Genomic DNA, 24884 nt, shown 5'->3' with positions numbered 1-24884 from the left:
ATGCAAACGCTACGTCATCTGATAACCGTCTATAACCCGCTCAACGTCGCCGCACGGCTGATGCCCATGCGTGGACGTCTGCTGATGCTGGCGCTTGCGGCAGTAATGACATTGTTGCTGATGACACTGTTTTCCGCACCCTTGCAGATTCTCCAGGAAAGGCTCGGTGCTCAGGGCTGGGTAATGTCGGCTGACGACCAGCTCGAAGAACGTATTACGATTGTCGCCATTGATGAGCGAAGTATTGCCGAGATTGGTCCGTGGCCATGGGCCCGAGATGATATGGCGCGGCTGGTCAGTGCGCTGAATGCTGCTGGCGTGCAGCTACAGATACACGATGTGGTTTACCCGGAACCTCGTTCGGGGGATGACATATTGATTGCCGCGCTGCAGGCGTCACCGGGCGCTGTATTGGCGCAGGTGCCAGTGCTACCCGGACAGAATCAGCCCGATGTACAGACCGGTCAGATGACTCATCCGATGCAGGGGGTCGCCTGTGATGCTACAGCGACACAAACAGGAAGCTTTGTTGCCAACCACGCTGGCTTCGCCAGTCTTCCAAAGGGCCACATTGCACCTATTGTCGCCAGCGATGGCTCTGTTCGAAATGTTCCTGCCGTTATCTGCGTTGACGGTCAGACTTATCCAGCATTGGCGATTAGCGCACTGTTGCAGGCAACAACGGCTGGAAGCTGGCAGGCGTCTATCACCCAGGGTGACAGCTGGCTGGCGCCCGAACAGATCATGCGACTGAATGCCTATCCTGGATTGGATATTCCTCTGGACCAGGACGGCAATCTGCGAATCTCATACAAAGACCGTCCAGAAAATTTTCAGGCTATTTCAGCGATTGATGTTATTAACGGTAACTACCCTGCCGGGATGCTGCAAAACGCCTGGGTGTTGATTGGCGGTACCGCGTTTGGCATGGGTGATATTGTGCCCACGCCATATAGTGGCGCGACACCCGGTGTAGAACTTCAGGCGCGTCTGATTGGCAGCCTGCTGGATACCACAATGCCTTACACACCTCGCAGCGCCGACATGCTGCTGGGCCTGATGGCGGTGCTGTTTGCCCTTGCCCTTTATGGCCTGGCCAGTGCCCGCGAGCGTATGGCGGCCTATGGCCTGCCCGCAGCGGCAGTTCTGATGCCGGTGATCGCATTGGCATTGCACTGGCAATTGCTGGCAGCCTATGAAATCTGGTTGGGCTGGGTTGCGCCTGCACTGTTCAGCATACTTGCCGCCAGTGCACTGCTGTTGCTGGAACAGGCACGTGTGCGTGTCGAACGTACCCGCGTATTTGGAAACCTGAACAGCTACCTGCCCAGCGATATCGCTCGCGAAATCGCCTACAGTCTGCCCAGCTCGAGCATCAATGCACGTCGCTGCGACGTAACACTGTTGAGCGCCGATCTTCGCAATTTCTCTGCTTTTGGCGAAGCGCGTCCGCCAGAGGAATCAGCAGCTATTCTGCATTTCTTCTTCAGCAAATCTGCAGAGATTGTTGCGCGCCATGGTGGGCGCATTCAGGAGTTCAAGGGTGATAGCGTCCTGGCGGTCTGGGATGGTCAGAACGAGCGCGCTGCACATGCCGCTCTGGCAGCTGCAAAGCAAATGCAGGAAAGCATCCATAAAGACATGCCACAAACACCACCTGCAGGTCTGGAACCACTGGCGCTGGGCATAGGTATTGAACAGGGCCCCGCTCTGGTAGGTTCCATCGGGCCGGCCCATCGCCGCAGTCATACACTGCTGGGTGACACGGTGACCATCACGCTGCGTATCCAGGAACTGACTGCTGAACTGGCACAACCAATCCTGATGGGCGAGTGCGTTGCCCGTCAGCTGTCCGACCTCAAGCCTGAATCCCAGGGCAGCTACCTGCTGGACGGTCTGCGTATTCCGCACACCCTGTTTGCGCCGGCGAATGATGAGGCTACCCAGCGTCGTGCGCGGCAGGACCAGCTCAACCTCAAGGTGGTTTCGGGCGGCAAACCGTAAACCGGCAGACCGCGCTACCTTTTGCTTATCTCACTTAAAACAATTAACCAGTCTTCTTATTGCCTGCGCGCATGCGATTCACCATAATTGCCCGCATGTCAAAACACCCCTCAAAAATAAAAAGCATTCGCTACAGTCTGGGTCTGGCAGGGGTGTTCCTGGCCTTTTCAGGACTTTCATATGCCCAGACAGATACCGGCTCGCAAACTGCTGGCGCCGGTCAGCTATTGGGCTCGCAAACCTGCCCTGATCTGACGCCCTACTATAATTTGTCTGCCGATCCCGGTTGGTCCGCTCAGGACTGGGATGACCTTCAGGCGCAGCTGTTACCTCTGTTGCCACGTTGTCTTCAGGAGACCTCGTACTTTGCACTGCTGGGAGCCGCACAGCTCAATACCGGCAATTTGAATTCCGCGTTGGAATCGCTCGAGCGGGCATTGCTGCTGGACCCCAACAATGGTGGTGCGCAGATTGACTATGCGCAGGCGCTGTATTTGCGCGGCGATCTGTTCTCGGCTCTGGCCATGAATCGCCAGATTCTGGGGCGGGAAGATCTGCCAGAGGACCTGGCGCCATCTTTGCAGCAACGCCAGCAGCAGTGGCAGGGTCTGACCCGACAGACGCAATGGCATGGTGATCTGCTGCTGGGTTATGACAACAACCTGAATGGCGCGCCCTCGCCAAGTGACATCACGCTGACCCTGTCGGGCGAAGACGTCACACTGCCACTGAACCCGGAATTTCAGCCGAAAGAAGGACCTTATCTAAACGGACGTCTGGGTATGCGATACCGGCAGCTGGCCCCTGAACACCAACACAATGTGGTCGCGGAGTTGCGGGGCCGGGTCAGCGACGATGCAGCCTCTGACATGCTGCAGTTCGACGCGCGATATGCCTTCATCAAGCCCAATGCCGTTCACAGCTGGCAGGCTGTGGCAGGTATCAGCCATCTGATGTTTGGTGGCACACCTCTTTATACAGCAGCAGAAGTTGGTGGCCGCTACATGCCGTCTTTCCAGTTCGCGAGATGTCGCCCCTACTCGGCCGCTGCTGCCCAGCACCAGCTGTTTCACAACCAAAGCTCGCTGAACGCAATTGAAAGCAAGGCATCAATGGGCCTTAACTGTATTCGCGATACAAATATTGGCCAGCAACAATGGACCCCGGAATTCAGTGCGCTGTACAACGATCCTATTCGTAACCGGCGCTCTGGCGGTAGCCGACTTGGCTGGCAGTTCAATCTGGACTGGCGTCTTCAGCTCCCTGACGGAAGCCCCTTGAAGGGCTCGCTGATGAGTCAGATCAACCACACCGAGATGATGGACCAGACTGGCTATAGCCCGCTGCTTGAAGACAATGCACGAAGGAAAGTGCGCCGCAGCTATTTGCTGATTCAGTACAATCACCCGCTGTCGGCTGACACACAGTTACTGATGAACTTCTATCATCAGAAACAGCGCAGCAATCTCGAACTGTTCCGCAGCGTCGATACCACGCTTGAATTCGGCTTCACGCACACCTTCTAAGGCTTGCCAACTAGCCATATAGCTAACAAAAATAGCCGCTTACAGCACAAACTTAAGAAAAATCCTTTTCAGGGCGTTGCCAAGCCGCCGGTCATCAGGTTAATATCCCTGCGCACGTCCGCTTGTGACTCATATTCATGTGGCTCAAGTGTGATTGGTCAGGATGCAAAAGCTTGGTTGGGCTTATTTTCTGTTGTGTGACTCCGGTCACAGGCAAATTTGCTTTACTTGAGTATTCTTGGCACAGCCGATATGCGGTCATTTGCTTTTTAGGCATGTCACAATCGGATAAAACAATTTGGAATAAACTTTAAGGAGTTACAAATGGCGATTAGCACTGAAGCTCGTACCGAACTGCTTACCGTAGTGGTAGCCATGTTCGACGCCGCACCTGGTGTAGGCGTACTGTCTGATCTGTCGGCCGCATATGAATCTGGTGCCACCGTTGCACAGATCGCAGCTAGCCTCGCAGCATCTGCAGAATTCAAGAGCATTTACCCAACGTTCCTGTCCAACACAGAATTTGCTACTCAGTTCGTAGACAATCTGCTTGGCAGCACAGTTTCAGCCACTACTCGCACTTTCGCGATTGGCGAGCTGACCACCATGCTGAACAACGGCATGACACGTTCTGAAACAGTTCTGGCTGCAGTTGCTGCACTGAAAGCTGTTCCAGCCAGCGACACCAACTGGGCGAACGCTAAAGCTCAGCTGAACAACAAAGTTGAAGTGGCAAACCACCACACTGTTGTACAGAAGAAAGCAACCACTACTCTGTCCGCTCTGCAGGAAGTTGTCGCTGAAGTTGACGCAACAACTGCCAGCGTCACTGCTGCCAAAGCAGAAATCGACGGCGAAGTAGCTGCTGGTCAGACTTACAACTTCACCACTGGTATCGACAACCTGACCGGTACGTCCGGCAACGACACCTTTGGTGCAACCATCACTGCTACCAGCGCTGTGCTGGGCGGTCTGGATAAAGTAGATGGCGGCGCTGGCACCGACACTGTTGCCATCACTGACACGTCAACTGCAGCGGGTGCTCAGTTCAGCCTGCCAGGCGTGACCTTCACCAACATCGAAGCGATGGAACTTCAGACCAACGGTGGCGTGAACGTTGACGTTTCTGCCGTAACTGGCCTGACTTCTTTCACTTCAGCAGCAGCTGGTACAGCTAACACAGCTGTAACTGCAGCCACTACAACTGACGTGAAAACCACTGTTACTGGCGCGGCCACTACCACCATCACTGGCGGTAAAGCAATCAACGTTACTGCTGGCACTGGTGCAACCACTGTCAACAGCAACGGCGCGACAACTGTTAGTGTCAAAGGCGGCGGTGCCGTAGACATTAACAACAACTCAGCTGTGTTGGGTAACAACAATGGCTCCACCATGACAGAAGTAACTTTGGACTCTGTGAATGCTGCTGCTGCAGCTGACGGTCGTGCACTGGCTACTCTGAACCTGACTGGTGCAACCAACGCTACCTACACAACCACCATCAGCAACTCAACTACTGGTGGTCACGCGTTCACCATCAATGCTAACAATGCTGGTATCAACAGCGGCAGCGCCACTAACGCCTTCCTGGCTGGCGGTGCAGACGTTGACAGCACCACGGCAACCTCGCTGACCATCAACTCTGGCGGTTCCAAGAACTCACTGGACATCGCTGGCTTCACTGCAGCCAAGTCAATCACCATCACTGGTGGTTCTGCTCTGACTCTGAACAACGGCGTTGCTGCCACAGTAACTTCAGTTGACGGTTCAGCTGCAACTGCTGCTCTGACTCTGGGTACTCTGGCTGCTACAGTAACAACTGTTAAAACCGGTACTGGCAACGACAGCTTCACGCTGGGTGCTGCCAAGCTGACAGTTGAATCAGGTGCAGGTAACGACTCAGTAACTCTGGGTGGTGCTGTAGCCGCTGGTTCAACCATCAATCTGGGCGCTGGCGACGACAGCCTGCTGGTCAATGGCGGTTCAGTTGCCGCAAGCACCTCTACCACTATCGACGGTGGTGAAGGCAATGACACGGTAGCTGCTGGCCTGATCAACGCTGCTAACGCAGCTCGTTTCGTTAACTTCGAAGCGCTGGATCTGTCTACTACAGCGACTCTGGACGTTGAACTGATGACTGGTTCTACCATCAGCTCTCTGACTCTGTCAGGCGGCACAGGTGGTGCTACTGTTTCTAACGTTTCAGCTTCTACAGGTCTGTCAGTTACTGGCAACAACACTGGTACCACCACTATCGGCCTGAAGAGCACTTCTGGCACTAGCGATGCATACACAGTGACTTTTGCTGGTACAACTGGCACCGTTGCAGCTGGCACCGTCAAGACTGATGGCGTTGAAAACGTAACTGTTGTTTCTAACGGCAGCAGCGGCACTAACACCATCACTATCGATGGCAGCACACTGAAGACAGTTACAGCCAGCGGCAGCAAGGCGCTGACTCTGTCCTTCGCTGCAACAGCTGGTGACACTGCTCCTGGTACAGGCGTAGCTGCTGGTGTAACAGCAATCGACGGTTCAGCCGCTACTGGCGTACTGACCATCAACACCACCAACGTTCAGGCTGCTACAGCTGGTCTGACCGTAACTGGCGGTTCAGCGAACGACGTGATCACTCTGGCTGGCAAAGCCACAGTAGTGGGCGGTGCCGGTAACGACACCATTACTACATCTGCTGCAGGTGGCACACTGACTGGTGGCGCTGGTAACGACAAGTTTGACGTTGCTGCCTCAGTTGCTACTGGTGCTACTGCTGCAACAGCTACCAACGTTACTATCACTGACTTCGCAGTAGGCGACAGCATCAAACTGCTGGCTGGTAACACTCTGGCTGCTGCAACACTGGGTGCCAAGACTACACTGACAGCTGCTGTTACTACTCTGGACTCAGCTCTGACGCTGGCTTCACTGACTGATACAGCTAACGAAGTGTCCTGGTTCACCTACGGTTCAGACACCTATATCGTCGCTAACGACGGTACAGCGGGTCTGGCAGCTGGCGACCTGGTAATCAAGCTGACTGGTACTCTGGATCTGTCCGGTTCTACGCTTGACACAGCTACTGACTACCTGACATTCGCATAATGTAATTGCGAATGCTCGGATAGTTTGAGCAACAAAAACCCCTCGCCGCAAGGCGGGGGGTTTTTTTTATCTTGGAATTTTGCAAACGAAATAAGGTAAGCTTCTTTAGATTCGTCTATTGAATTCGACTGACAGGAGAATGACAGGTGAGCAACTGGAGCGCAGGCTACGTAGCCGATATTGGATACACTTTTGGCTACTACGCCGAGCTGAACCCGTTAAGAGTCAAAATGGCATTTCTTAACAAGGGGCTCGTCTTTCCTGAGGTCGGAACAGCCTGCGAGCTGGGTTTTGGCCAAGGTCTGAGCGCTGCGTTGCATGCATCGGCCTCGGTTACCAGTTGGTACGGTACGGACTTCAACCCGGCACAAGCTGGGTTTGCGCAGGAGCTGGCCTCCATTTCCGGCTCCGATGCACAACTCTACGATGAGTCCTTCGAAGACTTTGCCCATCGTGACGATCTGCCGGAGTTCGACTATATAGGCCTGCACGGTATCTGGAGCTGGATATCGGATGCGAACCGTGCCGTTATTGTCGACTTTGTCAGACGCAAACTCAAAGTAGGTGGCGTTCTATACATCAGCTACAACACTTTACCTGGCTGGGCTACGTTTGCGCCTATGCGGCACTTGATGACCGAACATGCAGAGGTGATCGGGTCTGAAGGTCGAGGAATTGTTTCACGTATCGATGATGCGATTGAATTTGCGGAGAATCTGATAGCGACCAATCCGATGTTTGCGAGGGCAAATCCGACCGTCGGCGAGCGACTGAAGAAGTTGAAAGAACAAAGCAGACATTATCTTGCCCACGAGTATTTCAATCGGGATTGGCATCCCATGCACTTCTCGACGATGGCGGACTGGCTGGAAACCGCCAAGGTAAGTTATGCCTGTTCGGCCAGCTACCTGGAGAACATTGACTCGATAAATCTGAGTGCCGAACAGCAGGCATTCATGAAAGAGATCCCGGACAATATGTTTCGCGAGTCGGTTCGGGACTTCATGGTCAACCAGCAGTTTCGGAAAGACTACTGGGTAAAAGGTGCTCGCAGACTTAATCCGCTGGAACTTGCCGCGACTGTAAGAGCGCAAAAAATTGTACTGGCTGTGTATCGCCCGGAAGTCTCACTGAAAGTAAAAACTGCGCTGGGTGAGGCCAGCATGAATGAAGCGGTTTACGGACCGTTTCTGGACTTCATGGCAGACCATAAAATCCGAACGCTGGGAGAGGTCGAGCAACATCTGGCCGGGCACAATATCAGTCTTGCTCAAATAATTGAGGCCACTATGGTATTGGCGTCTTCAGGCGCCATAGCACCTGCTCAGGATGACGCCGTCATTCAAAAGGCCAGAAAGCACACAGCCAGGATTAACGCCAAGCTTAGATCAAACGCTCATGGCAGTAACGATATTTCGTTCCTTGCCAGTCCGGTAACCGGCGGCGGAATTATGGTGCCCAGATTTAATCAGGTTTTCCTGTCTGCCATCAGTGAGGGGCAAAAACAGCCGGCAGATTGGGCGAAATACGCGTGGCAGGTCCTAAGCAGTCAAAATCAGCGATTGATTAAAGACGGCAAAACTCTGGAAACACCAGAGGACAATCTTGCCGAACTGAGTCGCCAGGCTGACGAGTTTGCCCAGAAACAATTGCCAGCGCTAAAGGCGCTTCAGATTGTTTGACCCTCAGATAATGGATGTTGAAAGCAACACGGCTTTTGAAAAGTCGCTGTATTGCGTCGCTTCTCACTTACAGCAGTAGTAGGATCAATTAGTTATGACTTCGTGGATAGCAATTTCCAGAAAAGACCATCTGCACAAGCGATGGCAACCCAGCAAAGGGTTTGAGTTTGTTGCGGACCAGCAGATTGTTCCAATCCTGTTGGCAGAAATAGCCAGGATCGCGCCACATCATGTCACCGGTTTTGTTCAGGCTGAGGATGGTAGTTATCAATACATAGCGCTGGTTGGTGTCGGTGGCGACCGCAACCTGTATGTAAGCAACGACCATCTGTGGCTTGGTGACTATATTCCAGCCAGCCTCAGAGCATACCCATTCGCGGTGCTTAACGACACGGAAGGGAACAAAGTATTCTGCGTGGATCAAAGCCATCTGACTGACGATGAGTCTTTTCCCCGTCTGTTTCAGGATGACGGGACACTTGAAAAAACACCAGCGGATACCGTCAATTTCATCACCCAGTGTGAAGATAACCGTCAACAAACACTTAAGGCATGTGCCGCCTTAGACGAAGCCGGCCTGATAGACCCCTGGATGATCGAGATACCGAGGGGCGAAGACCAGCCACCGCTGACAATTAATGGTGTTCACCGGGTCAATGAATCCAAATTGAACGAACTCGATGCGCAACAATTGATCGCGTTACGAAATGTCGGCGCATTGCCACTAGCTTATGCTCAACTGTTCTCCACGGCACAAATGGATCAATTGATAAAGCGAGCCAACTTCCACAGCAACGCCGACCCCAAGAAGGCACCAGCAGAGCTCGACGGTCTGTTCGGTGAAGGAGATGGCGGCACGCTCAACTTTGATTCACTGTAGGCATCGGTAAGATGGCAGATCAGCATCCGCAAAATTCAAACTTTCCGCTGAGCAATCAGTTCACCATTAGCTACAGCGCGCTGGAGGATCGATTGGTCGTCCGTGCCCAGTTGGCCGGGGCCGACACCGATGTTCACATGCTGCTAAGCAGGCGGATGGTGATGGTCGTGATGCGGCAATTGGTTGATCGCTTGCCGGCGCTCACAGGTCTGGAAAAAACGCCCAGCGTCTATTGGCAGGAAGTGTTGCGTATGGGGCATCAACAGGCAATGCAGGCCAAAGCCGAGGCTGACAAGGCGGCTCAGAAGGCGAAATCGGATGTGCCGGAGGGGTCTGCAACATCGCCGGAAAATGACAGCGCGGATCCAGGGAAAACTGCTGGCCAGAGCGACTCAGATGCTTCACAGCCTTCACTCCGCGGCAAGCTGTACCTGGCAACCGAATTGACAGTGCAGTTACGCGGCGACAAAAATCAGCAGCAATTGCTGCTGGCATTCAAAGGATTACCGATGCCAGACGCAATGATCGAGCGTCGACAGCATCTTCCGGTATTCGCAATCCCGTTGAAGGCAGACAACGTTCATCAATTAATTGAGCTGATGATCAGCAAGTGCGATGAAGCCCACTGGCACCTGCCCCTGGACCTTCCCTGGCTGGCAGACAGCGCTGAAGCGGACCTCGATGGGGTACGACGCGACAACTGAGTAGTTTCACGCAGTAGCACGACTTGCGGCACTTCAGCTATAATACCGTGTTCGAGTGTGTCCGTCCCCGGTGAAAGTTTTGTCGTCAGTGGTCGGGTCTCTATTGTTCGGAGCACCTATTAGTTATCAGTTCAGGAGTTAAGCATGTTGAATCTGGGTTTGAAGTCCCGCGTAGTTAAAATGGGTCTGCTGGTACTGGGCCTTGGTATCGCCGGTGCAGTAGTTGCACAGACACACGAACAGCAGGTTGCCCAGCGACTGCAGCCGGTCGGTGAAGTCTGTCTGGCGGGGGAGCCTTGCGCAACCGGCGGTGCTCCTGCAGCATCTGGTGCCACAGCAGCCGCGTTTGATCCTGCGACGACTTATGATCAATACTGCGCAATGTGCCACAACACAGGTATGGCTGGCGCGCCCCGTCGCGGCGATGCTGATCACTGGGTATCAAGAGTCGGCGAGGCAGGATTTTCGACAATCGTTTCCAATGCCATCAATGGCGTCAACGCCATGCCGCCGCGCGGTATGTGCACCACCTGCTCCGATGAAGACATCGCGTCGCTGGTGGAATACCTGAGCGGCCAGTCTGCCGAGTAAGCCTGTTCATCTGCGGTTCAGTTTGGACCGGAGATAATAGGCCCAGATAGTCCTATTCAATGCGTCAAGCGAGAGGGGAACAAACGTGAAGTTGAGAAATATCGTAAAAACGGGTGCTGCACTTTCTGGTCTGGTTCTGGCAACTGTCATGGCAACCGGTTCAGCTACCGCTGAACAGACACTGACTCTGGCTCAGGTTACTGAAGGCTTCAGCGCTGAACGTACCTACACTCAGAGCTGTGCAGCATGCCACAACAGCGGCGCCGCTGGTGCTCCACGCTTTGGCAATTCAGAAGACTGGTCAGAGCGCCTTGAGAAAGGCCGTGATGTGCTGCTGGAAAGCACCATCAATGGTTACAACAACATCATGCCGCCGAAAGGCATGTGTTTTACCTGCTCAAACGACGAGCTGGCGCTGGTTCTGGATTACATCCTGGAAAACAGCGTTGAGTAAGACGAGTTAAATGAAAAAGGCCCCATTGGGGCCTTTTTTTGCGTATAAATTCCTACGTTCAGCTTGGGCACTGCGGTCCTTTATCCCTCCAGCAAGGCTTTCAGGCCTGCCAGCGCGGCTTCACCTTTCTGACGCTTCTGTTCCGGTGTGGAGTCCCCTCGGCCTTCCCACTGCAGGTGGTCCTGCGGCAGTTCATCCAGGAAACGGCTGGGAGTTGTTGGCACTATTTCACCGAACTGTTTACGTTTTTTGGTTAGCGTAAACACCAGTCCCCGTCTTGCCCGGGTAATACCCACGTAGGCCAGCCGGCGTTCTTCTTCAATATCGTCGTTCTCGATACTGTTTCGGTGCGGCAACAGTTCCTCTTCCATCCCCATAATGAATACCCACGGGAACTCCAAACCTTTGGCGGCATGCAGGGTCATCAGCTGGACCTGATTGTCCACGCCTTCCTCTTCCTGACGCTCCAGCAGGTCGCGCAGTATCAACTTGTTGATAGCTGCCTCAATCCGCGCTTCTTCATCCTGCTCGGCTTCATCGTCGTTCTGCAGACTGCGAGCCAGCGAGTCCAGCAGCAGGTTGATATTGGTGATTGCCCGCTCAGCAGCATTCGGTGTCGGGCTGTTTTGTTGCAACCAGCCTTCGTAGTCCATATCGCTGATCATTTCGCGGATAGCCTTGATGGGGTCGCCGCGATGACAGTGTCGGGAAACGCCCTGCAGCCACTCGCGGAAGGCGCGCAGTTTTTCGGTTTTGGGTTTGCCCAGATATTGCTCGAGGCCCATTTCGTCAATCGCAGCCATCATGCTGACGCCGCGTTCATTGGCGTAGGTGCCCAGGCCCTCAAGAATGGAGGGGCCAATTTTGCGCCGGGGCGTATTGATGATACGCAGGAAAGCATTGTCGTCATCAGGATTGATGAGCAGGCGCAGGTAGGCCATCAGATCCTTGATTTCGGTGCGGGAAAAAAACGAGGTGCCACCACTTAGCTGGTAGGGAATCTGGTGAGCCTGCAATTTGATCTCAAGCAGTCGCGCCTGGTGATTGCCGCGATACAGAATGGCAAAGTCGCCATACTTCAGCTGCTTTTGGACGCATAGTGTAAGAATCTCAGTGCAGATGCGTTCAGCTTCAGCGTCCTGGTCAGAGACCGCCAGCACGCGCATGGGCTCGCCCAGCCCCAGCTCACTCCACAGCGTTTTTTCGTAAATGTGAGGGTTATTACCGATCAGGGTGTTGGCTGCCTGAAGGATGATGTTGCTGGAGCGGTAGTTCTGCTCAAGCTTGACGACTTTCAGGCTGGGGTAGTCCTGCTGGAGCAGCAGCATGTTCTCCGGACGTGCCCCCCGCCAGGCATAGATGGACTGATCGTCGTCGCCCACCACGGTCAGGCCATTGCGAGGCCCGACCAGCAGCTTCACCAGCTGGTACTGACTGGTGTTGGTGTCCTGGTATTCGTCCACCAGCATGTAGTGCACACGGTTCTGCCAGCGTTCACGCACCCGGTCGTGGTCCTGTAGCAGAGTCACTGGCAACAGAATAAGGTCATCGAAATCGACAGCATTAAACGCCCGCAGATGCCGCTGATACTCCTCGTAAACACGTGCCGCAAATACGGTGTCGGCATCCTGCGCTGCATCCATGGCCTGCGGGGGCAGCAAGAGGTCGTTTTTCCATTCTGATATTTGCCACTGAATAAGCCGCAGTTGCTCTTCGGAAATTTCTGCACCCTGTATCAACAGGCTTTTAAGCAGAGACATCGCATCCTGGGCATCGAAAATAGAGAATCCGCTTTTCAGACCCAGGTGCTTGAGTTCATGACGGATAATGGTCAGGCCGAGGCGGTGGAAAGTGGCGATGGTCAGCCCGCGCATATTGTGATCGGTGCCTTTCAGCAGTCGCCCAACACGCTCATTCATTTCCCGTGCGGCTTTATTGGTGAATGTCACCGCAACGATCTTTTGTGCGGGGATCCCGCATTCTCGGATCAGATAGCTGATTTTTTGCGTAATTACGCTGGTTTTCCCGCTACCAGCACCTGCCAGCACCAGCAATGGCGTGCTGATGTATTTGACGGCTTCTTTCTGTTTAGAGTTGAGCTGGTTCACGATTTTGGAAATTGCTTGGTGTAAGAAAGCGCGGGGCGTGGGATTATACCTCATGAGCCTTAATAGATGGCTCAGCTTTAGGAATTTGATAGAATTCGTTATTTTTTGGATATGTGAACTGGATCACCTGTAGTTACCAGATCCAGTGCCGATAACTGACTCTGGGGTAATCTCGAGTTAGAGGGTGACCGCGCAGTGCGCATATTACTTATTTCCGAACAGGAATCGGATTTTGGCTTGATGGATCAGCTATTGCAGAGCATGGCTGACATCCCGGGGCAATTGATCAGATGCCCAGCCGATTCCGCAGCTCTGGCCAAGCGCGATCTATCGCAGTGCGACCTGATGATATGGGGCCAGGTCAGCGATGTGTTGGTAGCCGCCCGCCTGCTGATGGAGCTCAGTCGCCAGAAAATCACCCTTCCTCTTATCGTTCTCAGTGACAAAGAAAGCCCGGAATTCAGCCATCATCGAGATTTTGAAGTGCTGCCCCGCGCAGCGCTGAGCGTGCCATTGCTGCGCAGCGCATTACTACACTTCGGCGCCAATCGTCGCACCGTCATAAATAAGCCGGTTCGAGCGACGGACCCCCTGACTGGCCTGAGTAACCGCCAACAGTTGCGAGAGCAACTTGCCAGCGCTCTGAGCAACGTGCTGGATGAGGCACAGGTGGCGCTGTTGCTGATTGACGTCGATCAGTTCAAGAAGGTCAACGTGTCCTACGGCCAGGGCGCCGGCGATGCACTGATTCAGTTGATCGCTGAGCGTATCCAGTCCTGTCTCGCCACGGGACAGCGCCTGGCGCGAATTGGTGGGAATGAGTTTGCGGTCATCTTCCAGCATGTTGGCGGTTCCGCCGAGGCTGAGGCGTTAAAGCGTAGCGATGCCATTCTGCAGGCCATGAACAAGCCCTTCCCGCTGGCACGACATGCCGTAAAAATGAATGTCAGTCTTGGTCTTGCGATCAAGGAGCCGGGCCTGGTTACTGTTGATGCACTGTTTGCACAGGCCGATATGGCGATGCGGGCCGCCAAACAGGAAAAAGGCAACACGCTGCAGCGCTACAACCGCGCAATGACCGATGCCGCGCAGCAGGAATTGAAGCTGGAGTCCGAGATTCGCCGCAGCCTGCGTAAAGAAGACTTTGTGCTGCATTTTCAGCCTCGCATTGATATCAGCCGCAATCGCGTGGTGGGTGTCGAGGCGCTGGTGCGCTGGCAACATCCGGTGCGTGGTCTGCTGCCGCCAGGTGCCTTTATCCGTATTGCCGAGGAAAGCGGCCTGATCGTACCACTGGGCTACTGGGTAATCCACGCAGCGTGCCGCTATCTGAATGAACTTTCTGCGCGTGGTCTGGATCACATCCAGATTGCCGTTAACGTGGCATTCAAACAGTTCCAGGACAAAAATTTTGTACGTACGGTCGCCAACATCATTCGCAAGCATGACATCGCGCCGGGCCGCCTGGAATTTGAACTGACCGAAACCACCATGATGATTGAGGGCAGCGCGGTCGACCAGAGCCTGCGTGAGCTCAGCAAACTGGGTATCGCCATCTCTCTGGACGATTTTGGTACCGGTTATTCCTCATTCGCACATATCCAGCGCCTGCCTATCTCCGCCCTCAAAGTGGATCGCAGCTTTGTCAGCGGCGTCTGTCAGAGTCTGGATGACGCGACCATCGTCAAGGCTATCATCAGCCTGGCCCACAGCCTTAACATGCGCGTCATCGCCGAGGGCGCCGAGACCCAGGATGTGGTCGAGTTCCTGCGCGAAAACCAGTGTGATCAGGTGCAGGGTTACTACTTCAGCAAACCCATCAGCTACGACGACCTGCTGGTCATGCTGGAGCTGGAACGCCGGCAGGGCTTTGATGAAGTTCTGCCGACACCGGGCAGGTTTCATCAGTAGTCAAATAGATTGGCATCTATATCCAAAAAAGGAAATGAACAGATTGCATCATTCCTCAGGTAAGATGGCAGCTCTGCAATTAAAGTTGGTGGCAGTATCACTTCTTGCCACCGGTCTCAGTTTAGTTATTCTGCTCATAGCTGATTCAATTGCCGCAGGATACCAAAATCGTGCCGCTCAGATCGTAATTGATACCGAACGAATCTACACGCTGGAAGAAGTTGAAGCCTCAGCTGCACGTGCATTGGCGAATATACAGTCACAAATAGACGAGGCCAAAGCTGCGTCAAACGGATTGGTCGCGGAAGAGGCCCGAGTGCTGGCCGCAACTCTTATCTGGATACCGTGGGCGTTAGTACCGTATTTGTTTGGCATTACAAACAGAATAACGGCAGCTCTGCTATTGCTGCCTTCAGTGGCACTCTCGTATGTGGGTGTCTTTACACTTCTGGATTTAGCCCTCTGCTTCATAGCGATCAACATACAGGCGTACTTCATGAATAAACGAACGGCCGAAGTATAGATCGATTTTTGAGAGAATGATTTCTCGAGATTGGATACCACATGGATCTAGCGCAGATTACTAAAAGTCCTGGAATGCTCTTCTTCTGCTTGTTCATGGTGCTCGCCGGCTGCGGAAAGGATAACTTTCCATCTGGCGATATCGCCAGTGGTTTTAAGCTAGCCGATGAGTCGCAACAACGTTTAGTTATGGAGATGATGGAGCAGAGCAATATACCGTTTAGATTCGACGAGCAAGGTTTACTGCAATATCCACTTCAATTCCACGCGGCTGTTCTTGGCATAATCCGGCAAGTAAGCTACGGGGAGGCTCTGAGTCATACCGCTATAGAGTCCATGGTCATACTTGATGATCGCAAAAAGAGTAAATACAGAGCGCAATTCGAATCGAAAGGTATTCCGTTTCAACCTCAAGATATCGGAGGAGTTACTCACATTGTCTGGCTTCAACTACACGGGCCCCAGGTCGACGAGATCAGGCAAGTCGTGGAAATGGAGACAAGACAGGAGCGCAGATTGGAGGCTGTGGCGAAAGGAGAAATGCCAGCGTTCCTGGTTGATCCGGGGTCGTGACATCCAGATTGCTTTAACGGGTGTAGTACGAGATGAGAGCATTGATAGTGCGCAAGCTCGTTTATTGTTGTAGACCTAATGCTCAGGGCAACATCTAGAGGCATTTTTCAATGTTTCATTCAATACTTGTAAATTACCTGGATTGTTATCTTTGTCCCGTTGACGCAAGACATAGTCTGCCATACAAACTGGGCAATCATCTGACCTGTAAACTATAACAACGATAAGAAACACGAAATATCCAGACACCGACATCGTCAGGGAGGACATCAATGTCGCTGTCCGTCGTTTATACACGGGCCAATCAGGGTGTGGATGCGCCGCTGGTGACAGTGGAGACGCATCTGTCCAATGGACTGCCGTCGCTGTCCATGGTGGGGCTGCCGGAAACTGCCGTGAAGGAGAGTCGCGAGCGGGTACGCAGTGCCATCATCAATGCCGGTCTGGAGTTCCCGGCCCGGCGCATCACCATCAATCTGGCGCCAGCGGACATACCCAAAAGCGGCGGGCGTTATGACCTGGCTATTGCGCTGAGCATCCTGGCGGCCTCTGAGCAGATCGCCGCCAGGCGTCTTGAGTCTACCGAAATTCTGGGTGAGCTGGCGCTGTCAGGAGAGATTCGCCGTGTGCAGGGCGTGGTGCCGGCAATCATTGCAGCGCGTGGCAACACACGTGAGGTGCTGATCCCGGCTGGCAATGCAGATGAGGCTGCAGTGGTCAAAGGAGCGCTTTGTTATGGCGCAGCAACGCTGGTCGACGCCTGCCAGCACTTTGGTGCGGGGGCAGGCCTTGAACCCCTGCCTACCGTGTCGCTTTCGCACAATGATCAAGGTCGCAACACTGCTTCGCCACTTTCTGCGATCAGCGGCCAGCAGCAAGCCAAGCGCGCACTGGTGATTTCGGCGGCGGGAGGGCATAACCTGCTGATGGTAGGTCCCCCCGGGACCGGCAAGACGCTGTTGGCCAACGCCCTGCCAAAACTGTTGCCGACTTTGCCCGAGGACTCCTCACTTGAAGTAGCGGCAATCCGCTCAGTCGCAGGTCACCCGGTTGAGGCGGCGCAATGGGGCGAACCACCCTTTCGTGCGCCCCATCACAGTGCAAGCAGCGCTGCCATTGTGGGTGGCGGCCGCAGCCTCAATCCCGGAGAGGTGACGCTAGCGCACGCAGGTGTGCTGTTTCTGGATGAGCTGACAGAATTCAAACGCCATGTGCTGGAGAGTATGCGCGAACCGCTGGAAGCCGGGCATATCACGATCAGCAGGGCGGATTATCGCGTAACATTCCCATCTGACTTCCTGCTTGTCTGTGCCATGAACCCCTGTCCTTGCGGCTACTACGGGGATTCCGAGCGACAATGCAGCTGCACACCCGATCGCATTGCGCGATACCTGGAAAAGATCTCAGGCCCACTGCTGGATCGCATCGATCTGCATGTGGAAGTTGCGCGCCTGAGTTATCAGGAGTTGATGCAGCGCAATACGCATACTGAGCCTGAAGCCGGCCTCGACGTGACGCTGCAGCAGATTGAGCGATGCCGCCGACTGCAGCTCGCGCGAGCTGGCTGCCTGAATGCCCGGCTGAATGCGCGGCAATTACACGATATCTGCCCTTTGTCTGCTGGCTGTGATGCCTTACTGAAAAAGGTGGTGGAGAAAATGAAGCTGTCGGCGCGGGCCTGTCATCGCCTGATCAAGCTGGCCCGGACGATTGCCGACCTTGACGGCCGTGCTGAAATTGAAACGCAAGACATTGCCGAGGCAGCTTCTTACAGGGGGCTCAGTCTTCGTGGCCTGGGTTCGCCGCACGCTGCTCCAGCGCCGTCAGTTGCGCCTCCAGCTCGATAAGCTTTTGTTCCGCACGCTCCAGTGCGCGCTGCTGAGCATCAAACTCTTCCCGGGTCACCAGATCCATTTTGGCAAAAGTCTGCTGCAGCGCGGTGCGCATTCCCTCTTTTGCTTCCTCTCCCATGGCCTGAGCCTGCGGCATCAATCGATTGATGCGCTCGGTCAGTTCATCCAGCAAATTACGATTCAAGGTTGGCCTCCGGCGGCTTAGGACTTGCAATTGGATTATGCCGAAATAAGTCACCTGCTAAAAGCTAATCCTTATCACGGGTCAGTGAACCGGACGTTCTGGTTTCTCCCTCTTTTTGTGCATTGGCAAATCAAGGCGCACCAAAATGGTGCTTTATTGATTCCGGGATCCTGCCATGCCCGCCTAGATGCATGATATTACGTCAAATTACCAATGTGGCACGCGCCATGCATAGACGTGGTCCAGGTGTATCTGGGCTGAATAGGCGGCGCAGGTATTAACAAGAAAGGAGCAACTCATGAAGTTAGTAACGGCGATTATCAAGCCTTTCAAGCTGGACGATGCCCGCGAGGCACTGTCCGAGATAGGCGTTCAGGGGATCACGGTAACTGAAGTCAAAGGTTTTGGACGGCAGAAAGGCCATACCGAATTGTATCGTGGTGCGGAATACGTGGTGGATTTTCTGCCCAAAGTGAAGATCGAAGTGGCCATCGGCGATGATCTGTTGGATCAGACACTGGAAGCCATCACCAAGGCCGCCAACACTGGAAAAATCGGTGACGGCAAGATCTTTGTTTCGGACCTGATGCAGGTTATTCGCATCAGAACCGGTGAAACTGGCGAAGCTGCAGTATAAGCGGCTGTCGATTCCATAATCGGAGGAAATCAAGGTGGAAAACCAAATTTTTGAACTTCAGTACGCGATGGACACCTTCTACTTTCTGGTGTGCGGCGCACTGGTAATGTGGATGGCGGCAGGCTTCTCTATGCTGGAAGCCGGTCTGGTCCGTTCCAAGAACACAACCGAAATTCTGACCAAGAACGTGGCGCTGTTTGCGGTATCGTGCACCATGTATCTGATCAGCGGTTACGCGATCATGTACGGCGGTACTTACTTCCTGACTGGCATTGAAGGCGGCGACACGCTGGTTGCTGATGCGCTGGCAAGCAAGGCTGAAGCAGGCTTTGACGGCGGTTCAGTTTACTCTGGCGCTTCTGACTTCTTCTTCCAGGTGGTGTTTGTGGCAACAGCCATGTCCATCGTCTCTGGTGCAGTCGCAGAACGTATGAAGCTGTGGGCCTTCCTGGCATTCGCTGTAGTCATGACTGGCTTCATCTACCCGATGGAAGGTGCCTGGACATGGGGCGGTAACGCTGTATTTGGCATGTTCACACTGGGTGATCTGGGCTTCTCTGACTTCGCTGGCTCTGGCATCGTTCACATGGCAGGTGCGGCAGCCGCACTGGCCGGTGTACTGATTCTGGGTGCTCGTAAAGGCAAATACGCTGCTGACGGTTCAGTGCGTGCTATTCCTGGCGCCAACCTGCCGCTGGCAACGCTTGGTACTTTCATCCTGTGGATGGGCTGGTTCGGCTTCAACGGCGGTTCTGTCCTGAAGCTGGCAGACGTCGCCAACTCCAACGCGGTCGCCATGGTGTTCCTGAACACCAATGCTGCAGCTGCTGGTGGTCTTATCGCTGCCCTGATCACAGCTCGCCTGATGTTCGGCAAGGCTGATCTGACCATGGCGCTGAACGGCGCGCTGGCTGGTCTGGTAGCTATCACTGCGGAGCCTTCTACTCCGACTGCGCTGCAGGCAACCATCTTCGGTGGTATCGGTGGCGTACTGGTTGTATTCAGCATCCTGTTCCTGGACAAGATCAAGATCGACGATCCGGTTGGTGCGATCTCTGTTCACGGTACCTGTGGTCTGCTGGGTCTGCTGCTGGTGCCAATCACTAACGACGGCTCATCTTTCTCTGGCCAGATCATCGGCGCCCTGACCATCTTCGTCTGGGTATTTGTAACCAGCCTGATCGTCTGGATCGCTCTGAAAGCAGTCATTGGCATCCGCGTGACTGAAGAGGAAGAAGACAACGGTGTAGATATCTCTGAGTGTGGCCTGGAAGCCTACCCGGAATTCACCAAGTAATGTTTGACCAGGGCCGCTGCGCAGTTTGCGGCGGCCCTTTTGCACGACGCAGTAAGCTCGCAAGGAATCGTTTTTCTGCAATAGGCAACAAAGAACACGACAGTGACCACCCCCCAACGGTTCTGTCGTCACTATACGGCCCCTCCATGAGGGGCCTTTTTTTTTATTGGGGTGGAACCACCCAGTCCGGGTCGGCAAACTCGCCTAGCGGGCGGATGTCACACAGGTGCGCAGCGCCCTGAATAATCTCGGCCACCTTGCGGTTGTGCTGCCTCTCCATCGCATCACGGTACGCCTTGCTGTCCCAACTGGCGATAGCGATCAACACATTCGGATCATCCAGTTTTCGATGCAACTCAGTGCCGCGCGCACCTTCAGCCTGCTGAATAATTTCGCTGGCGCGCACCCATGCCTCAGCATATTGCTCGGCGGTGTAGCCAGGTTTGATGTGTACTTCAAAGATATATTTCATGGCGTCCCCTCATGTTGAGTGCCGTTGTGACACCCTAACGCGACAGGAGCGTTTAAGGAAGGTGGGAGATCAGTCCCTGAAGTCGCCCCACTGAAGCTGCAGCGCCGTCAGCGCCACGACCGGAGCAGTCTCTGTGCGCAGTACTCTGGGTCCCAGGCGAACCGGCAACAGGCCCTGGGACTTCGACAGCTTCATTTCCTCAGAACTGATGCCACCTTCAGGACCAATCAGCAAGAACACCTGGTCAGGTGCTGCGCCGGTAAAACCATGACTTCCCTCAGGGTCAAGAATAAAGCCCTGACCGCTGGGTACGCCGCTTAGCCATTCGCTTAGCGCCTGGGGTGGATGTATGGTGGGAACGGTACAGCGACCGCACTGCTCGGCGGCACTGATTGCAACTTTCTGCCAGTGTGCCGTGCGCTTGTCTGCACGTTCGTCACTCAGCTTGACTTCGCTGTGCTCGGTGAACAAAGGACTGACCGAAACGACCCCCAGCTCGGTGGCTTTCTGAATCGCGTAGTCCATACGCTCGCCACGCGACAGCCCCAGTCCGATATGGACAGGCAACAGAGACTCCGGCAGGCAGTTTGGTGACGGGTTGAGCTGCAGATCAATGCCGCGTTTGTCAACCGCCTGAATCTCAGCCAGATACTCACCGTGCTGCTCGTTGAACAAGCGTACCATCTGTCCCACTTTAGCGCGCAATACCTTTCCAAGGTAGTGCGCAGCATCACCTTCCAGGCGCAGCTGTTCCCCTGCTTGCAAGGGTTGAGGTGTGTAGATTCGCGACAGACGCATGATGAGACCTGAGCCTCAGCGCAGATCCAGCTGTTGCCAGATCTGTCGAACCGGTTCAGTCTGGTTCATGCTGTAGAAATGCAGTCCGGGCGCACCGCCTGCCAGCAGATCTTCGCAAAGATGCAGGACAACTTCGGCGCCAAAGGCACGAATGCTTTCCACATCATCGCCATAGGATTGCAGGCGCTGACGAATCCAGCGCGGGATCTCTGCGCCACAATTGACGCTGAAGCGCTGCAGGCTGGTGAAATTGGTGATTGGCATGATGCCAGGTACAATCGGAATCTCGATACCGGCTTTTTCGCAGTTGTCGACGAAATAGAAGTAGGCATCGGGATTGTAGAAATACTGGGTGATCGCGCTGTTGGCACCCGCATCTACTTTCTTTTTGAAAAAATGAATATCGCTGTCGTAGCTGTCGGATTGCGGATGAATTTCCGGGTAGCAGGCCACTTCAATATGAAAGTGATCGCCAGTCTTTTCGCGTACAAACTCTATCAGCTCGTTGGCGTAAAAATACTGTGATGCCGCGCCGGTGCCTGAGGGTATGTCGCCACGCAATGCCACCAGGCGATTGATGCCCATTTCACGATAGGACTCCAGCAGGGCCAGGATGTCTTCCTTGCTGGAGCCGCCAAACGACAGGTGAGGCGCGACGGCCGAACCCGCATGGGAAATTTTTGTAACCGCCTGCCGGGTACCATCCCTGGTGGACCCGCCCGCCCCGTAAGTCACCGAAAAGAAATCCGGGCGCAGGGCGGCGAGTTCCTGATGCACGATCATCAGTTTTTCCATTCCCGCGTCAGTGCGCGGAGGGAAAAATTCAAAACTGAAACGTGCGTCTGGGTTTTTGATGTCCATTATCTTCATCCGTTACTTTGTGAGATTCACAAGGTTTGACAGTCTGTCCAGGAACGTCGTCGCTTAAGCTGAGTCGCACCAGGAATTGCAACATGTCATCCTTAATGCGAGCTCAGCAATACAGCTGGTTCCTAATCAATAGATCAGTACTTGTAGGCGTCAGGCTTATAGGGCCCTTCTACCTTCACGCCGATGTACTTGGCCTGGGATGGTGTCATTTTTGTGATCACACCACCGAAACCCAGTACCATCAATGCGGCGACTTCTTCGTCCAGTTTCTTGGGCAGTACTTCCACACGCAGCAGCTCGGCTTTCTGTTCAGCTGATTTGCTGGCAAAAGCCTGCTTGTACAAGTGGATCTGGGCGATTACCTGGTTGGCAAACGATCCATCCATGATGCGTGATGGGTGGCCGGTTGCATTGCCCAGGTTAACCAGTCGACCTTCAGACAACAACAGCAGGTAGTCTTCCGGATTCTTTTCCAGGTCGCCGCGATAGATCTTGTGGACCTGAGGCTTAACCTCCTCCCAGTGCCAGTTGTCACGCATGTACTTGGTGTCGATTTCGTTGTCGAAGTGACCGATGTTACAGACCACTGCACCTGCTTTCAGTGCCTGCAGCATGTTCTTGTCGCAGACATCGATGTTGCCGGTCGTGGTTACGATCAGATCGATCTTGCCAAGCAATGCAGCATCCACGTCTTCCAGCTTGCCAGTGTTCACGCCGCCCTTGTAAGCAGACACAACCTCATAACCGTCCATGCAGGCCTGCATGGCGCAGATAGGATCGATTTCAGTGATCTTTACGATCATGCCTTCCTGGCGCAGGCTCTGTGCAGAACCCTTGCCCACGTCGCCATAGCCGACGACCAGCGCGTGTCGACCTGACAGCAACATGTCCGTGCCACGCTTGATCGCGTCATTCAGACTGTGACGGCAGCCGTACTTGTTGTCGTTCTTGGACTTGGTAACCGAGTCGTTGACATTGATGGCCGGCACCTTCAGCGAACCTTCAGCCAGCATCTCGACCAGACGGTGAACGCCTGTTGTTGTCTCTTCAGTGATACCGTGAATCCTATCCAGCATCTGCGGGTACTTGTTGTGCACCATGGCTGTCAGGTCGCCGCCATCGTCGAGCAGCATATTGGCATCCCAGGGCTGACCGTCTTTGAGGATGGTCTGTTCGATACACCAGTCACCTTCTTCAACTGTCTGACCTTTCCATGCATAAACCGCGATGCCTTTGGAAGCAATGTACGCTGCCGCATGATCCTGCGTGGAGAAAATATTACAGGAGGACCAGCGCACCTCGGCACCCAGCTCGACCAGTGTTTCGATCAGCACGGCAGTCTGGATGGTCATGTGGATACAGCCAATGATCTTGGCATTGGCCAGTGGCTGCTCGGCGCGATACTTTTCACGCAGTGCCATCAGGGCGGGCATTTCCGCCTGGGCCAGAATTACTTCCTTGCGGCCGTACTCGGCCAGTGAAATATCGGCTACTTTGTAGTCGTTAGTGCTCATAAAAAACCTTTAATAAAAACGATTGAGTGAATTCGTTAACTTACAGTCCGGCGGCGGCGCGCAACCCCTCAGCTTTGTCCGTTTTCTCCCAGGTGATCTCAGCATCTTCGCGGCCAAAGTGACCGTAGGCAGCTGTCGGGAAATAAATCGGACGAATCAGGTCCAGCATCTTGATCAGGCCTTTCGGGCGAAGCTCAAAGTGCTCGCGAATCAGCTCAACGATACGCTGGTTGCTGATCTGTCCAGTGCCAAAAGTTTCTACACTGATGGATGTCGGCTCGGCGACACCAATGGCGTAGGAGACCTGAACTTCACAACGGTCGGCGATGCCGGCAGCGACAATGTTTTTGGCAACATAACGCGCGGCGTATGCAGCTGAGCGGTCAACTTTGGACGGATCCTTGCCCGAGAACGCGCCGCCACCATGACGAGCCATGCCGCCGTAGGTGTCAACAATGATCTTGCGGCCGGTCAGGCCGCAGTCACCAAATGGACCGCCAATTACAAAACGACCGGTCGGGTTGATGAAATACTTGGTGTCTTTATCCAGCCACTCAGCAGGCAGAACCGGTTTGATGATTTCTTCCATCACCGCTTCCTGCAGCGCCTTCTGCTCAATTTCAGGGGCGTGCTGTGTGGACAGAACCACTGCGTCGATACCAACCGGCTTGCCATCCTGGTAGCGGAAGGTGATCTGGCTCTTGGCATCAGGTCGCAGCCAGGGCAGCGTGCCGTTCTTGCGAACTTCAGCCTGGCGCTTCACCAGTCGGTGAGAGTAAGTGATGGGAGCTGGCATCAGTACATCGGTTTCGTTGCTGGCGTAGCCAAACATCAGGCCCTGGTCGCCAGCACCCTGTTCGTGATCGTCGGTTTCGTCGACACCCATGGCAATGTCCGGTGACTGTTTGCCGATGGCGTTCAGAACCGCACAGGAGTGACCATCAAAGCCCTTGTCAGAATGATCGTAACCAATATCAACGACCACTCTGCGGGCGATATCTTCCAGGTCCACATATGCTTCAGTTGTGACTTCGCCAGCCACAATCACCATGCCAGTCTTGACCAGTGTTTCACAGGCCACGCGAGCCGATGGATCCTGCTTGAGCAGTGCGTCGAGAACCGCGTCGGATATCTGGTCAGCGATTTTGTCCGGATGCCCTTCAGAGACGGATTCGGAAGTAAACAGGTGTGTTGTCATA

At 54.2% G+C, this 24884-nt stretch carries 21 protein-coding genes; 14 read left to right on the top strand and 7 right to left on the bottom strand.

Features of this window, described 5'->3' with window-relative positions; translation table 11 throughout:
* The 8 genes from LVD14_RS02700 to LVD14_RS02665 all read left to right on the top strand — a co-directional run bounded on the left by LVD14_RS02700 (position 1) and on the right by LVD14_RS02665 (position 10946).
* A complete protein-coding gene (locus tag LVD14_RS02700) occupies positions 1–2004 on the top strand; it encodes a CHASE2 domain-containing protein (RefSeq protein ID WP_237132492.1) in 2004 nt (667 codons plus the stop codon).
* A gap of 71 nt (positions 2005–2075) precedes the next feature.
* Positions 2076–3530 carry a tetratricopeptide repeat protein gene (locus LVD14_RS02695; protein ID WP_237132491.1) on the top strand — a complete coding sequence of 485 codons (1455 nt, stop codon included), beginning with the start codon at positions 2076–2078 and terminating at the stop codon, positions 3528–3530.
* 324 nt (positions 3531–3854) lie between these two features.
* Positions 3855–6635, top strand: coding sequence for a beta strand repeat-containing protein (locus LVD14_RS02690; RefSeq protein WP_237132490.1), 2781 nt, complete (start codon positions 3855–3857; stop codon positions 6633–6635).
* 146 nt (positions 6636–6781) lie between these two features.
* Entirely contained in the window at positions 6782–8317 is a 1536-nt protein-coding gene (locus LVD14_RS02685; RefSeq protein WP_237132489.1) for a class I SAM-dependent methyltransferase, read from the top strand.
* 94 nt (positions 8318–8411) lie between these two features.
* Positions 8412–9197, top strand: coding sequence for a SapC family protein (locus tag LVD14_RS02680; RefSeq protein ID WP_237132488.1), 786 nt, complete (start codon positions 8412–8414; stop codon positions 9195–9197).
* A gap of 11 nt (positions 9198–9208) precedes the next feature.
* On the top strand, positions 9209–9901 hold the full coding sequence (locus tag LVD14_RS02675) for a hypothetical protein (protein WP_237132487.1): 693 nt from the start codon (positions 9209–9211) through the stop codon (positions 9899–9901).
* A 144-nt stretch (positions 9902–10045) separates the two neighbouring features.
* Entirely contained in the window at positions 10046–10492 is a 447-nt protein-coding gene (locus LVD14_RS02670) for a c-type cytochrome (RefSeq protein WP_237132486.1), read from the top strand.
* Between the two features lie 85 nt (positions 10493–10577).
* Complete coding sequence (locus LVD14_RS02665) at positions 10578–10946, top strand: c-type cytochrome (RefSeq protein WP_237132485.1); 369 nt, start codon at positions 10578–10580, stop codon at positions 10944–10946.
* 80 nt (positions 10947–11026) lie between these two features.
* On the opposite strand, the gene rep is transcribed toward LVD14_RS02665, so the two are convergent.
* Complete coding sequence (gene rep, locus LVD14_RS02660) at positions 11027–13054, bottom strand: DNA helicase Rep (RefSeq protein ID WP_237132484.1); 2028 nt, start codon at positions 13052–13054, stop codon at positions 11027–11029.
* 195 nt (positions 13055–13249) lie between these two features.
* Between rep and LVD14_RS02655 the strand changes: the two genes are divergently transcribed.
* The 4 genes from LVD14_RS02655 (at position 13250) to LVD14_RS02640 (ending at position 17907) form a co-directional block, all read left to right on the top strand.
* Positions 13250–14965, top strand: coding sequence for a putative bifunctional diguanylate cyclase/phosphodiesterase (locus LVD14_RS02655; RefSeq protein WP_237132483.1), 1716 nt, complete (start codon positions 13250–13252; stop codon positions 14963–14965).
* The gene (locus tag LVD14_RS02650; RefSeq protein ID WP_237132482.1) at positions 14928–15488 is read left to right on the top strand and encodes a hypothetical protein; all 561 of its coding nucleotides are present in this window, start codon (positions 14928–14930) and stop codon (positions 15486–15488) included. The genes LVD14_RS02655 and LVD14_RS02650 overlap by 38 nt, the downstream gene beginning before the upstream one ends.
* 41 nt (positions 15489–15529) lie before the next feature.
* A complete protein-coding gene (locus tag LVD14_RS02645; RefSeq protein ID WP_237132481.1) occupies positions 15530–16060 on the top strand; it encodes a hypothetical protein in 531 nt (176 codons plus the stop codon).
* A gap of 272 nt (positions 16061–16332) precedes the next feature.
* The gene (locus tag LVD14_RS02640) at positions 16333–17907 is read left to right on the top strand and encodes a YifB family Mg chelatase-like AAA ATPase (protein WP_237132480.1); all 1575 of its coding nucleotides are present in this window, start codon (positions 16333–16335) and stop codon (positions 17905–17907) included.
* Here LVD14_RS02640 and LVD14_RS02635 read toward each other — a convergent pair.
* The gene (locus tag LVD14_RS02635; RefSeq protein WP_237132479.1) at positions 17840–18097 is read right to left on the bottom strand and encodes an accessory factor UbiK family protein; all 258 of its coding nucleotides are present in this window, start codon (positions 18095–18097) and stop codon (positions 17840–17842) included. The two genes, LVD14_RS02640 and LVD14_RS02635, sit on opposite strands and share 68 nt — an antisense overlap.
* Before the next feature lie 298 nt (positions 18098–18395).
* On the opposite strand from LVD14_RS02635, the gene glnK reads away from it, so the two are divergent.
* Positions 18396–18734, top strand: coding sequence for a P-II family nitrogen regulator (glnK, locus tag LVD14_RS02630; RefSeq protein WP_237132478.1), 339 nt, complete (start codon positions 18396–18398; stop codon positions 18732–18734).
* 67 nt (positions 18735–18801) lie between these two features.
* Positions 18802–20031: an ammonium transporter gene (locus LVD14_RS02625; protein WP_272907202.1), complete on the top strand. Its 1230-nt coding sequence runs from the start codon at positions 18802–18804 to the stop codon at positions 20029–20031.
* A 163-nt stretch (positions 20032–20194) separates the two neighbouring features.
* Here the strand turns inward: LVD14_RS02625 and LVD14_RS02620 are convergent, their stop codons facing one another.
* The 5 genes from LVD14_RS02620 to metK form a co-directional block, all read right to left on the bottom strand.
* Positions 20195–20503 carry an antibiotic biosynthesis monooxygenase family protein gene (locus LVD14_RS02620; protein ID WP_237132476.1) on the bottom strand — a complete coding sequence of 103 codons (309 nt, stop codon included), beginning with the start codon at positions 20501–20503 and terminating at the stop codon, positions 20195–20197.
* Between the two features lie 69 nt (positions 20504–20572).
* Entirely contained in the window at positions 20573–21301 is a 729-nt protein-coding gene (locus LVD14_RS02615; protein WP_237132475.1) for a 16S rRNA (uracil(1498)-N(3))-methyltransferase, read from the bottom strand.
* Between the two features lie 15 nt (positions 21302–21316).
* A complete protein-coding gene (metF, locus tag LVD14_RS02610; RefSeq protein WP_237132474.1) occupies positions 21317–22162 on the bottom strand; it encodes a methylenetetrahydrofolate reductase [NAD(P)H] in 846 nt (281 codons plus the stop codon).
* A 143-nt stretch (positions 22163–22305) separates the two neighbouring features.
* Positions 22306–23685, bottom strand: coding sequence for an adenosylhomocysteinase (gene ahcY / locus LVD14_RS02605; RefSeq protein ID WP_237132473.1), 1380 nt, complete (start codon positions 23683–23685; stop codon positions 22306–22308).
* Positions 23686–23725: 40 nt separating this feature from the next.
* Positions 23726–24883, bottom strand: a complete 1158-nt coding sequence (metK, locus tag LVD14_RS02600) for a methionine adenosyltransferase (protein ID WP_237132472.1) — start codon at positions 24881–24883, stop codon at positions 23726–23728.
* Position 24884 lies beyond the last annotated feature (1 nt).

It is taken from the genome of Pseudohongiella sp. O18 (genome assembly GCF_021729085.1).
Taxonomy (GTDB): domain Bacteria; phylum Pseudomonadota; class Gammaproteobacteria; order Pseudomonadales; family Pseudohongiellaceae; genus Pseudohongiella.
The sequence above is the reverse complement of the archived record's forward strand: the minus strand, read 5'-3'. Positions and strand labels throughout refer to the sequence as shown.

Coding starts and splice junctions, on each gene's coding strand:
- LVD14_RS02625 (WP_272907202.1), top strand. CDS start 18,802: ATGGACACCTTCTACTTTCTGGTGTGCGGCGCACTGGTAATGTGGATG.
- LVD14_RS02615 (WP_237132475.1), bottom strand. CDS start 21,301: ATGCGTCTGTCGCGAATCTACACACCTCAACCCTTGCAAGCAGGGGAA.
- glnK (WP_237132478.1), top strand. CDS start 18,396: ATGAAGTTAGTAACGGCGATTATCAAGCCTTTCAAGCTGGACGATGCC.
- LVD14_RS02680 (WP_237132488.1), top strand. CDS start 8,412: ATGACTTCGTGGATAGCAATTTCCAGAAAAGACCATCTGCACAAGCGA.
- LVD14_RS02695 (WP_237132491.1), top strand. CDS start 2,076: ATGCGATTCACCATAATTGCCCGCATGTCAAAACACCCCTCAAAAATA.
- LVD14_RS02620 (WP_237132476.1), bottom strand. CDS start 20,503: ATGAAATATATCTTTGAAGTACACATCAAACCTGGCTACACCGCCGAG.
- LVD14_RS02670 (WP_237132486.1), top strand. CDS start 10,046: ATGTTGAATCTGGGTTTGAAGTCCCGCGTAGTTAAAATGGGTCTGCTG.
- LVD14_RS02700 (WP_237132492.1), top strand. CDS start 1: ATGCAAACGCTACGTCATCTGATAACCGTCTATAACCCGCTCAACGTC.
- metK (WP_237132472.1), bottom strand. CDS start 24,883: ATGACAACACACCTGTTTACTTCCGAATCCGTCTCTGAAGGGCATCCG.
- LVD14_RS02645 (WP_237132481.1), top strand. CDS start 15,530: ATGGATCTAGCGCAGATTACTAAAAGTCCTGGAATGCTCTTCTTCTGC.
- ahcY (WP_237132473.1), bottom strand. CDS start 23,685: ATGAGCACTAACGACTACAAAGTAGCCGATATTTCACTGGCCGAGTAC.
- LVD14_RS02675 (WP_237132487.1), top strand. CDS start 9,209: ATGGCAGATCAGCATCCGCAAAATTCAAACTTTCCGCTGAGCAATCAG.
- LVD14_RS02650 (WP_237132482.1), top strand. CDS start 14,928: ATGAAGTTCTGCCGACACCGGGCAGGTTTCATCAGTAGTCAAATAGAT.
- LVD14_RS02640 (WP_237132480.1), top strand. CDS start 16,333: ATGTCGCTGTCCGTCGTTTATACACGGGCCAATCAGGGTGTGGATGCG.
- metF (WP_237132474.1), bottom strand. CDS start 22,162: ATGGACATCAAAAACCCAGACGCACGTTTCAGTTTTGAATTTTTCCCT.
- LVD14_RS02690 (WP_237132490.1), top strand. CDS start 3,855: ATGGCGATTAGCACTGAAGCTCGTACCGAACTGCTTACCGTAGTGGTA.